Origin of the sequence: Geothrix campi, assembly GCF_024609265.1 — a bacterium.
GTDB lineage: Bacteria > Acidobacteriota > Holophagae > Holophagales > Holophagaceae > Geothrix > Geothrix campi.
Genome location: NZ_JANHMP010000001.1, coordinates 1,164,572 through 1,177,521 on the forward strand (window position 1 = coordinate 1,164,572; position 12,950 = coordinate 1,177,521).

Consider the following 12,950-nt stretch of genomic DNA (forward strand, 5'->3'; position numbering starts at 1 on the left):
GTTGCCGCAGGGGCGACATTTTCGTATCGGGAGGATCCATGGCTGCCCTTCTCTCCCCTGAAACGCCCGCCTTCGCCGTGCCTGAGGCCAATCTCGTCCCGGTGAGTGACCACCTGAAACAGCTGGCGCCGATTCCCGCCTCCCGCATGTTCCTCATCAACAAGTCACTGAAGGTCTTCCAGGAGAAGCAGCCCGGCGTGCCGGTCTTCGACGCAAGCCAGGGCGACGGTGGCGCCTCGCTCCCCGGCGTGCCCGAGGCGCTGCTGGACCGGGCCTTCGAGCTGCAGAAGCAGCACGGCACCGCCTACGACATGCCCTTCGGCACCGAGGCCTACCGCAAGAGCGTGGCGGAAACCTACTGGAAGCTGGCGCCGGACACGGGCTGGGGCACGGCCAATGTCATCGGCACCCAGGGCGGCCGCGATGGCCTGCAGAAGGCCTACCAGGCCATGCTGGCCCTGGGCCACGGACGCCAGGGCGATGTGGTCGTCGTCAGCCGCGTGCCCTGGATCAGCTACAACTGGGGGCCGTACGGCATCGGCGCCAATGTGATGTGGGCCCCGGGCCGGGCGGAGGAAGGCTGGGCCTATACCGAGGACGGCATCCGCGCCTGTGTCACGGAAGCCGCAAAGTCGAACCGCAAGGTCGCGGGCCTCGTCATCACCAGCCCGGACAACCCCACGGGCCAGACCCTCACGCTGGAGCGCCAGATTGCCCTGGCGCGCGCAGCGCTGGAAGCCGGTGTGGCCTACGTCCTGTTCGACTGGATGTACCACGCGGTGGGGGATGGCGAGCCCTACGACGTGAATGTCCTCCTGCGCGCCTTCGAGCCCGCGCTGCGCAAGCGCCTGATGGTGCTCGACGGCCTCACCAAGAGCCTCGGCGGTTCCAACATCCGCAACTGCCATCTGCTGGCGGACGCGGAGGTGGTCAAGGTCATCGTGGCCCAGGCCTCGCACACCGTGATCCCCTCCTTCTTCAGCCTGGCCGTGGCCATGGCCGCCTACGAGAAGGGCTTCGCCACCGCCAGCGCCCCCATCGCCGGCCCCACCCGCACCAGCCGCGCCTGGCTGCGCGGCTACCTGAAAGAGCAGAAGCTCACCCACATCATCGGCCAGGGCTACTACGCCTTCATCAAGGTGGCGGATTCCTTCGCGGCCAAAGGCTGGGTCGATTCCGAACCCATGGGCCAGTACCTGGCCGAGGAGCACGGCGTGGCCGTGGTTCCGGGCGCGTTCTTCAGCCCCTACGGCGCCGAGTGGATCCGCTTTTCCTACGCCACCCCCGTCGAACGCACCCAGGGCGCCGCCGAGCGGCTGGTGGCGGCGTTGAAGAGTCTGGAGGGCTAGTGTTCGACCTGAACGCCTTCGTCGAGAAGTTTCAGTTGGCGCGCCAGACGGCCCTGGAGACCCGCCCCTCGGGCGGCCTCTGCGGGCTGGAGCTGGAGTGGAACCTGGTGGATCCGCAGTTCCGCCCGCTGCTCACCGTGGGCACGGGGCCGGATCGCATGTCGTTCGTGGACCACCTGCGGACCAAGGTGCTGGCCCCCTGGACGGAGGAATACCACCAGCTGGAGGTCTTCCACTGGATGATCGAGTGGGTCACGCGGCCCTACCACACGCCCAAGGGCGCGGTGTACGAAGGCCGCCTGCTGGAGGCCGCCCTCATCAACGCCCTCTACAAGGCGGGCCGCGCCTTCGGGGAACCCCTGCACTACTGGCACGGCAACCTGCTCGTGCTGCCGGAGATCGGGCCCGACTGCGTGCCCATGTCCTGGCACCTGGCCAAGCGCCGCTACCTGCAGCGCTGCGTCGAGATCTACGGCACCGAGCTGGCCACGGCCGGCACCCACTCCAACCTGAGCCTGCCCGAACCCATGCTGGCCTGGGACTTCATGCACCTGCCCGACGCCCAGCGCGGCGACAACCACCTGGACGCCTACAAGAACAAGGTCTACATCACCGGCACCCGGCTCATGCGGGCCTTCGCGGCGCTCTTCATCGCCACCAGCGCCAGCACACCGCTCCAGGCCTCGGAGGAGGACGGCAAGCCCGTCGTCCGACTCACACCCTATGAATCGGTGCGGAATCTCACTTTCCCGAACCCGCCCGCCCTGGATGTGCCGGACCTGAACCGCAGCCATGCCGACTACCTGCGCCTGTCCTATGATCTGGTCCGGCGCGGCATCCGCTTCGGCAACAACAACTGGATCCCCGTGCGCGCCCGCTCCCAGGTCGAGCCGGTGGAGCGCCTCATCCAGGTCACCAGCGACCAGCTGCATGACATCTACGCCCGGGGCCTCTTCGCCGCCGGCGAAACCCGGAACGTGGAGGACATGGCCGCGCAGATCGAGCGGCAGAACCTCTTCGCCCGCATCGACCTGCCCATGGCCCGCGTGGAAGTGCGCACCGACGATCCGGGCCACGAGCTGGCTCTCGACGTGGCGAACCTCACCCTCAAGCACCTGCTGCTGCTCCGCTTCTACGCGGATCCCGACTTCGCGCGGGGTTTCCGCTACGACGCCGAGGACATCACCCGGGCCCGCCGCAACGAAGACTTGGCGGCCCGCGAAGGATTGAATGCCGTCATCGAGGATCCTCTCACCGCCAAGCCCGTGGCCATGCGCGTCTTCCTGGCCTGGACGCTCAACCAGTTGCGCCCCCTGGCCGAGGCCCTCGATTTCTGGGAGGACCTCCAGCCGCTGCGCGAGATGGTCGAGGGCGCGCCCAGCACCGCTGAGAAGATGCGCCAGCGCCTGAAGGCCAAGCTCGGCACCTCGGACATCGTGCCGCGCGCCCTGCTCGTCGAGCTGGCCGAGGCCCGGAAGGACCAGGTCCGCGACGAGGTGGAGACCGTCACCGCTCACCTGGCGGATCTCGGCGCGGAGCAGAACAAGCTCCAGGACTTCGTGGAGCACGCCCGCGACGAAGTGCATCTGGATCCCCGGGCTCCCGTGCGGTTCCGGCCCCGGCCCGAGAAGCTGGTGGACTCCGGCTTCGCGACCAAGACCGCGGAAGTGCTGTCCGTCTCCCAGCGGCTGATCCGCATCCCCAGCGTCACCGCCTGCCCCGAGGAGCGCATGCCCGAGATCCACCGGGCGGCCACCTTCATCTACGACTACCTGCGCAACCATGGGGTGCCCGTCCGCTACTTCGACCAGGCCACCTTCCCGGCCGTGCTGGCCCACTTCCCCGGCGGCGAGCAGGCCCCGGCCATGTTGTGCGGCCACTTCGACGTGGTGGCCCCGGAGCCCGACGACATCCAGTTCGAGCCGAAGGTCGAGGGCGACTACCTCTGGGGCCGTGGCGCGGCGGACATGAAGACCGTGCTTTCCACGTACCTCGTGTGGATGAAGGACACCCTCAAGAAGGGCGCCCCCTACCCGCCCGTGAACCTGCTGTTGCTGGGCAACGAGGAGAACGGCGAGCTGGAGCCCATGGGCACGCCCCACGTCCTGAAGCAGCTCAAGGAGGAGTCGGGCTATGAACCGGCCTTCTTCGTGGCCGGCGAACGCACCGGGGAGAAGGGCACCGAGCTCTGGGGCGAGGTCTGCACCCAGAACCGGGGCGTGCTCCGCTTCGAGCTGGTGGCGCACGGCACCCGCGGCCACAGTGGGTTGGCGGGTGGCAGCGACCTCACGGAACGCCTGCTGGGCGCCCGCGAGACCCTGCGCGAACTGTTCGGCAAGCGCCTCACCCTGAAGGCGTCGGATGGCTGGCAGTCCCTGGCCCGGTTCGCCTACATCCAGGTGGGCACGCCCGGCGTCTACAACATCACGCCGGATCGCGGCGCCCTGGGCGTGGAGATCCGCCCCATCCCCCAGGACGACATCTCGAGCCTGCGCGCTGCCATCGAGGCCCTGGCCGCCGAGCGGGAACTGGAGTTCGTGCCCTCCGCCTGGGAACCCGGCATTGCCTGCGATCCGGAGAACCCGTATTTGCAGGCCCTGCTGGCGGGCATCGAAGCAGCGGGCGGCGACGTCCGGATCGGCCGCAAGGGCGCCGGCACCTCAGCGCGCTTCGCCCCCAAGGGCCAGGGCGTGGTCTGGGGCCAGACCGGCATCGGCCCCCACGCGGCTGGCGAACGGCACTACATCCCCAGCATCGATCCCTACTACCGGGCCCTGGACGCCTTCGCGGCGAAACTGAAGGCCTGACCGCCGCCTGACCGCAGGTAGGCCCGGTGGTCGTGCCCAAGGTCACTGTCAAAACAGCTTCTTACCCCCATCATCGAGGATGGCCTTCGGTATGGGATCGTCCTGGTCCACTGGAAGCCCAGGAGATCGCTTCGATGCGCCGCACCTTGGGCCGGACAACCTCCGCCCGCCTGAACACCATGCTCCATCACCAGGCCGCCGCCCGCCTGGCGGCCCTCCGCGCCCGGGATGGCCTTGTCCATGTCTGCGGCTGGTGCCGGAAGATCCGGACCGACGAGGGTGAATGGGTTCCGGCGGAGCCAGCGCTCCTGGAGAGCGCCGGTCCCGCCCTCACCCACGGCGTCTGCCCCGACTGCGCCAGGGCCATCGTTCGGAAGCGCCCCGCCGTCGCGTAGCTTCGACCCTTCCCTCAGAAATCCAGGTTCTCGGTGATCCGGGTGCCATCCTTCTTGAAGGTCTCGAGGAAGGTGGCGATGCGCTTCTCGGCTTCCGCCAGGTGCTCGACCCCGAGGTTCAGGTTGAGCAGATCCACGTACCAGGGGGCCTTGACCTTGCTCTGGACGTAGGCCTGGACGATGGTCCGGGCCACGGGGAGGGTGGTGTCCTTGGAATCATCGTGGACATCGCGGTTGCTGGCCTGGCGGAGCTTGGCGTACTCCTCCTCCAGCAGGCGGGCGAAGAGGACCGGCGTGAAGGCGTCCCCGGCGGCAGTGCCCGTGGCGGCGTCGGCCTCGGTGAAGACGGCCCCCTTGTGGAGCCACTCCCACAGGATCGACAGCCGGATCTCGCCCGTGGCCATGTCCTCCATGAGGTAGAGCACATCATCGTTGCCGAAGAAGTCCGCGGGCTTCAGCGCGGCGGCCTGGAAGCCCCGCAGGAAGGCATTGCCGTACTGGAGCGCCACGGAAAGCAGGTCGCGGGCGCCGGCGATGGTGCGGGGCGCCTCCTCCAGCTGCATCAGGCCCGCGGCATCCTCGGGCCCGTAGGTCAGCGCCGGGAAAGCCCGCCCCATCTGGTTCTCCTGGCCCACCCGCTCCCAGACGGGCCGCACGATGTGCACCATCTTCCAGTGGGCCACCCACTTGCCGGAGGCACCCTCCCGCTGCTCGCGCTCGGCACCGGCTACGGCGCGCTTCATGCTGGCGGCCACGCCGGCTTCGCTGCCCACGGGGATGTTGGGTTCCATGCCGCCCTGCCAGAGGGCGCAGCGCCCGTTCCGGTCCGGTGTGTTCATGGCCCGGCGCACCCGGTCCTCGTAGGTCCGCATGTAGCCGTAGGTCATGGTGATGGACTGGATGTTGGGATTCACGAACTCGCGATCCCAGGCCAGGGCGTCCGACACGCTGTTGATGTAGTCCCAGCGGCCCGTGTTGAAGCCCACGAAGTGGGGCGCCAGCGCCGCTCGGATCTCCATGAGCTGGAAGCACTGCTCCAGCTGCTCCACCAGCACGTAGCACTTGATGGTGCCCACGGGCAGGCCCAGGTGGGCCTCCAGGGCGAGCAGCATGTCGTTCCAGAGGGCTGCGTCTTCGGCGGTCTGGATCTTGGGCAGGTAGAGGACGATGCTGCGGCCCGCCGCCCGCAATCGCTCGTGGTTGTTCACGACGAAGAGCACCAGGTCCGCGATGGAGGCGGAGAAGCCGTGCCCGGCGCGGCGGAGGTGGCGGTCCTCCAGGTGGAGGCCCCGGCACCGGTACAGCAGCGTGGTGAAGTCCAGCTGCTGGCGCCAATCGGCGATGATCGGGTTGCCGAAGAACCCCTGGGCCCACTGGTTCATCTCACCGGCGACCTCCTCGGCCACCTCCAGGAAGAGCGGATCCCGGGCGATGGCGAGCTTCAGGTTGCGGTGGTTGTCCAGCGACATCGTGTCCACCTGGCCCAGCGCATCCTCGCCGTCGAACATCCAGCCATCCGCGCCGGACAGCAGGGCGTAGGCCACGTTGCGGATGCCGGAGCGCACATCGGAGCGCGGCTTGGTGGCGGGCCCCGTGCCCTGGATCCACTGGCGGGTGAGATCGGGCGGGATCACGGCGCCGTCGAAGTTCCCGGCGCGAGCATCGGCCACCTTGATCTGGGTCCCCGGGATCAGCGCTTCGGGGTCGAGGAAGGCGATGCGCTCGCGCGCCTCCGCACGCTGCTTGCGGCGGGCCGTCCGCGCGGCCATGCGCGCGCGGCGGCGCTCGTCCAGAGGCGCCAGCACCTCCAGGGCGCGAAGCACCTCCGGCGTGTAGACATCCGGATAGGTGGGCAGAACGGCGTCACGGAATTCGAGGGTCGTCGTCATGGGAGTCTCCGCTCAGGGGAACTGTAGGGGACAAGTGAAACCATTCTCGCCGATCGGGGGAGGCTACCGGACGTCAACCCCGCAGCGCCATGCCCACCTTCACGAGGCGGCAGGCCCGAGCGGCCGCGGCCTCCACCAGGGCGGCGCCCTGGCCCATGCAGTCCTCCAGGGTCATGGGCTGGGGCACGGTGGTGGCCAGGGCGTCAATGCCGTGGCCCAGCACGTCGTCCGCGCCATCGCCCAGCCCGCCGGCGATGCAGATCACCGGTACGCCATGGCGCTTGGCCACCGCCGCCACGCCCACGGGGGCCTTGCCCATGGCGGTCTGGAAATCCGTGCGTCCTTCGCCAGTGATGACCAGATCCGCGCCCTGGACCAGGGCCTCGAAGCCCGTGGTCTCCAACACGATGGCCACGCCGGGCCGCAGGCTGGCCGGCGTGAAGAAGAGCAGGCCCGCTCCCAGGCCGCCGGCGGCGCCGGCCCCGGGAAGGAGGGCGACCTCCCGGCCCGTGGCGGCGGTGGCCACACTCGCGAAGACGCCCAGGGCCGCGTCCAATTCCTGCACCATGGCCGGCGTGGCGCCCTTCTGGGGGCCGTAGACCGCCGAGGCGCCCCGTGGGCCGCAGAGGGGATTGTCCACATCGCAGGCCACGAGGACGCTAGCCTGGGCCAGCCGCGGATCCAGGCCCGAAAGATCAATGCGCGCCAGGCGGGCCAGGGCGGCGCCGCCTTCGAGCAGATCGCGACCCTCGGCATCCAGGAAGCGCACACCCAGGGCCCGGGCCATGCCCGTCCCGCCATCGTTGGTGGCGCTGCCGCCGATGCCGATGACGAGCTTACGCAAGCCCGCGTCGAGGGCGGCCTTCATCAGCTCGCCCGTGCCGAAGGTGCTGGCGTTGCGCGGATCGCGGCGGTCCCTGGGAACCAGCGGCAGGCCCGAGGCCGAGGCCATCTCGATGAACGCGGTGGTACCGTCGCCGGAGATACCCCAGTGGGCGCGAACCGGATCGCCCAGGGGGCCCCGCACGCCCGTGTGCAGGAGCCGCCCACCCGTGGCCGCCACCAGAGCCTCTACCGTGCCCTCGCCACCATCGGCGATGGGCACCTTGAGGACTTCCGCCGCCGGGAACACGACATGGATGCCGCGTTCCATGGCCTCGGCCACACCGAGGGCCGACACGCTGCCCTTGAAGGAATCCGGAGCCACGATGATGCGCATGGGCCCACCTCACATACAGATGTTGCACTCAAAGATTTGAAAAGACCGCCAAGACGCTCACGCGTCTTGGCGGCTGTCGATCAGCAGGTCAGGGCACGAGCCCCGGGAACAGGAACGCGAAGCCGAAGACCATGAGGCCCAGCAGGATCACGTAGGGGATCGTGTACTTGATGGTCTGCCGCATGATCAGGCCTTCCTTGCCGGCCAGGCCCACGGCGGTGGCGGCGATGACGATGCTCTGGGGCGAGATCATCTTGCCCGCGGAGGCGCCCGCGCTGCCGGCCGAGGCCATGAGGATGTCGGACAGGCCCATGCCCTGGGCGGTGAGCTTCTGCAGGTTGCCGAAGAGGGCGTTGGCCGAGGTGTTGCTGCCCGTGAGGAACACGCCCAGGGTGCCGAAGAGCGGGCTCAGGAATGGATACACGTGCTTGCTCACCAGAGCGACGATGCCGTTGGCCATGGTGGCAACCATGGAGATCTGCTTGGTGGCGAGATCGCCGACCACCGCCAGCTTGGTCTTGGGGTCGATGATGGGCAGGGCCATGTTCATCACTTCGGCGATGGCGAGAATGCTGGCCACCGCGATGAAGGACGGGATCATCTGCTTGAAGGTCTTGCCGAACTGCTCGCCCATCACGCCGTAGCTGATGCCCATGAAGGGGAAGGCGATGAGGCCAGCGATGAGCATGATGGTGCCGGGGCTCTGGAGCCAGGTGAACGCATAGAGCTTGCCGGGGTTGTAGATCTGGGCCTTCAGGAGCACCCACTTCCAGCCCGGGGCGCTGCCGTTGAAGAGCGGCTTGGTGCTGGGCAGGTTCACGGCGATGACGAGCACGGCCAGTAGCAGGTAGGGCAGCCAGGAGAGGAACAGTTCCTTCGCATGGAACTCGCGCCGCTCCTCGGTGGCCGGGGCCTCTCCTTCGAAGAGCCAGGGCTGGGCGTGCTTCTGGAAGTTCAGGTAGATGGCGGTGGCCACGAGGCAGACCAGGCCGGCCAGCACGGAGGTGAGGTCCGCGCCGATGAAGTTGGAGACGAGGAACTCGGTGATGGCGAAGCTCAGGCCCGACACCAGGATCGTACCCAGGGCGCCCTTGAGACCCTTGGACTTGGACATGGCATACACGGTGGCGAAGGCCATGATCAGCGCCAGGGGCGCCATGAACCGGCCCGTCATCTGGGAGAGCTTCATCACATCCAGGCCCGTGGTCTTGGCAAGCGTCACGGTGGGGATGGCGAGGGAGCCGAAGGGCACGGGGCCCGTGTTGGCCACCAGGCACACCAGCGCCGCCATCATCGGGTTGTAGCCCAGGCCGATGAGGATGCTGGCGGGAATGGCCACCGGGGCGCCGAAGCCGCAGATGCCTTCGAGGAAGGCGCCGAAGCCGAAGGCGATGAGCAGGGCCTGCGCGCGGCGATCCACGGTGAGGTTCGCCATGGCGCCCTGCATCTTGTCCATCCAGCCGGTGGCTTTCAGCACGTTGTAGACCACCAGCGCGCCGAAGGGGATGTACATGATCGGGAAGATGCCCGTGAGACCACCCTGGAGGGCCGCCAGCACCGTGACCTTGGCCGGGAAGTGGAACACGAGAATGGCCGCGAGCACGGTCACCAGCAGGGCGACGGGCGCCACCTTCGCGGCGGGTTTCATCAGCAGCGGGATGCCGATGAGCAGAACGATGAGGGGCAGCGTGGCTGCGAGGATGCTCAAATACATTGTCGACCTCCGAATCGGTTGCAGAACAGTACCGTGCGATGGTCTGACCACCAAGCCAAAAACAATTTGTTGCCACCTGGACAGAAATCTAGAGGATCCCGGTCCTTGTGGCAACAAATGCTGTGGTGGATTATTCCGGTGCAAATCTGGGTGGTTAGACCACCAGACCTATTTTGTTTTCACGGGGTCCGCCGGCCGCCTAGGCAGGTGCATGGGCTTCTCGGCCATGCGCTTCAGCACCTCCTGCACGCCCCGCTCCAGCTGGCGGTCGTGGCCCGCGAGCATCGAGACGGGATCGTTCTCCACTTCGATGTCGGGGGACACACCCTCGCCTTCGATGATCCATTCGCCCGTAGGTGCGTTGGTGCCCGAGCGCGGGACGAACACGCTGCCCCCGTCGATCAGCGGCGTGTTGCCGCCGCCCACGACGCCGCCCCAGGTGCGCTTGCCGATGAGGGGGCCGAGGCCCGCGAACCGGAAGTAGTAGGGGAAGATGTCGCCATCGCTGGCACTCGTCTCGCTGGTGAGCGCCACCATGGGGCCGTGGAACACGGTGGACGGATAGGTTGACGGTTCGTCGCTGCCGAAGCCGAACCGCGTGCCCAGCAGCTTCTTGCTGAGGCGCTCGATGATCATCTGGCTGATGTTGCCGCCGCCGTTGGCGCGGACATCCACGATCAGGCCCTCCTTGCGGATCTGCGGGTAGTACCACTTGATGAACTCATACAGGCCGGGCGCCCCCATGTCGGGAATGTGGAGGTAGCCCACCTTCCCGCCGCTGAGCTTGTCCACGGTCTCCTTCGAGCGCAGCACGAAGTCCAGGTAGCGCAGGCTGCCGTCGCTCTGGATGGGCTGGTAGCTGACCTGGCGCGCGCCCTCGAAGGTGGGCTTGCCATTCAACGTCAGCGTCACCGTGAAGGTCTTGTTGCGCAGCAGGCGGTAGGGGCTGTCGTCCGCCTTCAGTTCCGCGCCGTCGATGGCGAGAATGTAGTCGCCCTCCCGGGCATCCACGCCCACCTCCGTCAGCGGGCTGCGGTACTTGGGTTCCTCGTTGTGGCCCCGGTAGATGTGGGCCAGCCGGTAGCGGCCCGCCGCGGCATCCAGTTCGATGCGAGCGCCGGGCAGGCCCACCTTGGCGCGCTCGGGCAGGAACTGGTCGCCCCCCTCGGTGTAGGTGTGGCCGATGTTCAGTTCGGAGATGAGCTCGGTCAGCACGTAGGTCAGGTCCGAGCGGTGCGTGACGTGCTGCAGCCAGGGGCGGTACTGCTCGCGCAAGGCCTGCCAGTCATAGCCGTGCATGTTCTTCACGTAGAAGAAGTCGCGGAAGCGCCGCCAGGTCTCGTCGTAGACCTCGCGCCATTCCTCGGCGGGGATGCGGTCCACGAAGAGATCCTTGGTGGAGACCGTCCTCTTCTCCGTGGCCTTGGGCTTGGCATCGATGAGCTGGAACGTGGCCGTGGGGCCCTGTCCGGCGCGGGCCAGGATCTTGGTGCCGTCCTGGCTCAGTACCCAGCCCTGGGCCTCGGGTAGCAGTTCGCTCTCCTGGCGCTTCTTCAGATCGAAGATCCAGAGGCTGGCGCCAGCGGGCCGGCGGCCGTTGATTTCGCCGTACACGAAGGGCTGGCCCTTGCTGTAGAGCAGGAAGCCCTTCACCGCCTCCAGGCCGCCCAGGTTGTCCGCAGGCACGGGCACGCGCACCCCACGCTGCTCGAAGCCATCGAAGTCGATGCGCACGGCCACGGGGGCCTTGGCTTCGGCCGGCTTGTCGGCCTTCTTGCTATCGTCCTTCTTCTCGCCGTCCTCCTTCTTATCCGGCGCGGCGCCCACCTCATCGCTTTCCGGCGGGAAGGGATGGGCCACGTCCTTCCGCAGGGCGTAGGCCACCACATCCGTGTTGCGGTTGCCGGCGTAGTCGAACTCAAGGTCGCTGATCTGCGGCGCGTAGTCCCGGCGGCTGAGGGCGTAGAGATACTTGCCCTCGGGATCCCAGGCGGGCTCGGTGACGGGGAACAACTCGCCGGTCACCCGGTGGAGTTGCTGGTCCGCCAGGCCCCAGATCTGGAGGCTGCGCGTGCCATTCAGGTTGGAGAGGGAGAAGGCCAGGAACTGACTGTCCGGCGACCAGGCCAGATCACCCACCCGGCCGAGGGGATCCTTGGCCGCCTTCACCAGCTTGCGATCGGCCACGCCAAGGACGTAGACGACGCCATCCTTGTCCGTGAAGGCCAGGTGCTTGCCGCCGGGCGCCCAGAGCGGCGCATTCAGCTGGCCCACCAGGCCCGAGGTCAGCGCCTCGGCCTTCCCCTTGCCATCCTGGGCCACGAGGTAGACCTGATCCTCGCCGCTCATGTCCGAGATGAACGCGATCTTCTGGCCGTCCGGTGACCACCGGGCCTGCCGGTCGTGGGCGCCGGAGCTGTTCGTGAGGTTGCGCACGGGGCCCTTCTCGATGGGCACCGTGAACACGTCACCCCGGGCCACGAAGAGGGCGCGCTCACCCTTGGGCGACAGGGCGAAGCCTTCGATGTTCTTCTCAACACTGATGCGCGTGGGCCGGGAGGCGCCGCCATCCGTGGGCACGGCGATGGCGATCCCCTTGTCGCTGCCGTCCTGCGTGTTCATCACGTGCAGCTCGCCGTTCAGCTCGTAGACGATGCGGGACTGGTGATCACTGGAGGGCCAGCGCACATCCCATGTCTTCTGGAAGGTGAGCTGCTTCACGGCGTCCGTGGCGGGATCCACGGCGTAGAGGTTCAGCTTGCCGTCGCGGTCCGAGGAGAAATACACCTGGTCGCCAATCCACATGGGATCGCGCTCGGTGCGGGGGCTGGCGGCGATCTTCTTCTGCTGCTTCGTGGCCAGGTCGAACACGTAGAGATCCTGCGCCCAGCCGCCCTGGTAGCGCTTCCAGTGGCGGAAGTCGCGGAACATGGGCGCGTAGGCGATGCGCTTGCCGTCCGGCGAGAAGGAGCCGGGCCCGGCCGTGGGCATGGGCAGTTTCGTCGGCAGCCCGCCCTTCAGGCTCACGGTATAGAGGGCCGTGCGGCTCAGCACGCCATCGCCATCGTTGCCGGCGCGGAACAGCACGCTGGAGCCATCCGGTGTCCAGCCCACCACCTGGTGGTCGTAGCCACCCCGGGGCGGCAGCGGCCCGGCGGCAGGATCGTAGGTGAGCTGGCGCGGAATGCCGCCTTCGCTGGGGATGACGTAGACCTGCTCGTCGCCATCGTACTGCCCCGTGAAGGCGATCCATTTGCCGTCGGGACTGAACTTCGCGAACAGCTCCAGGCCCGGATGAGCCGTCAGCCGCGTAGCCGAACCGCCCGTGGCGGCGGCGGTCCACAGATCTCCTCCGTAGGTGAACACCACCTTGTCTCCATGAATATCCGGAAAGCGGAGCAACTTTGTCTGGGCCTGCGCGACGCCGGGGCAGGCGAGCGCGAGGGCCAGGCAGCGGAGGAGAAGGGCGCGTCCAGGCATGGGAATCACCTCGATGGTGGAATGGAATGTGTCGCCATAGTATTACGATGTAGATCAACCGGGGCCATCAAAAACCCGCAGGCCGATGGCCCGGCCC

The 12,950-nt window shown here is 67.7% G+C and carries 7 protein-coding genes; 3 read left to right on the plus strand and 4 right to left on the minus strand.

What is annotated here, in order from left to right:
• Nucleotides 1–38 precede the first annotated feature (38 nt).
• From NOV65_RS05380 to NOV65_RS05390, 3 genes are all read left to right on the plus strand, one after another.
• The gene (locus NOV65_RS05380; RefSeq protein WP_257304948.1) at nt 39–1,349 is read left to right on the plus strand and encodes a pyridoxal phosphate-dependent aminotransferase; all 1,311 of its coding nucleotides are present in this window, start codon (nt 39–41) and stop codon (nt 1,347–1,349) included.
• Entirely contained in the window at nt 1,349–4,156 is a 2,808-nt protein-coding gene (locus NOV65_RS05385; protein WP_257304950.1) for a M20/M25/M40 family metallo-hydrolase, read from the plus strand. The genes NOV65_RS05380 and NOV65_RS05385 overlap by 1 nt, the downstream gene beginning before the upstream one ends.
• A gap of 134 nt (nt 4,157–4,290) precedes the next feature.
• Nucleotides 4,291–4,551 (plus strand): hypothetical protein, encoded by a 261-nt coding sequence (locus NOV65_RS05390; protein WP_257304951.1) that lies wholly within the window; start codon nt 4,291–4,293, stop codon nt 4,549–4,551.
• Nucleotides 4,552–4,565: 14 nt separating this feature from the next.
• Here NOV65_RS05390 and NOV65_RS05395 read toward each other — a convergent pair whose 3' ends face one another.
• The 4 genes from NOV65_RS05395 to NOV65_RS05410 all read right to left on the minus strand — a co-directional run bounded on the left by NOV65_RS05395 (nt 4,566) and on the right by NOV65_RS05410 (nt 12,853).
• Entirely contained in the window at nt 4,566–6,440 is a 1,875-nt protein-coding gene (locus tag NOV65_RS05395; protein WP_257304952.1) for an aldolase/citrate lyase/malate synthase family protein, read from the minus strand.
• A gap of 73 nt (nt 6,441–6,513) precedes the next feature.
• Nucleotides 6,514–7,659, minus strand: coding sequence for a glycerate kinase (locus tag NOV65_RS05400; protein ID WP_257304954.1), 1,146 nt, complete (start codon nt 7,657–7,659; stop codon nt 6,514–6,516).
• 88 nt (nt 7,660–7,747) lie between these two features.
• Entirely contained in the window at nt 7,748–9,373 is a 1,626-nt protein-coding gene (locus NOV65_RS05405; protein ID WP_257304956.1) for an L-lactate permease, read from the minus strand.
• A 168-nt stretch (nt 9,374–9,541) separates the two neighbouring features.
• Nucleotides 9,542–12,853 (minus strand): S41 family peptidase, encoded by a 3,312-nt coding sequence (locus NOV65_RS05410; RefSeq protein ID WP_257304958.1) that lies wholly within the window; start codon nt 12,851–12,853, stop codon nt 9,542–9,544.
• Nucleotides 12,854–12,950 lie beyond the last annotated feature (97 nt).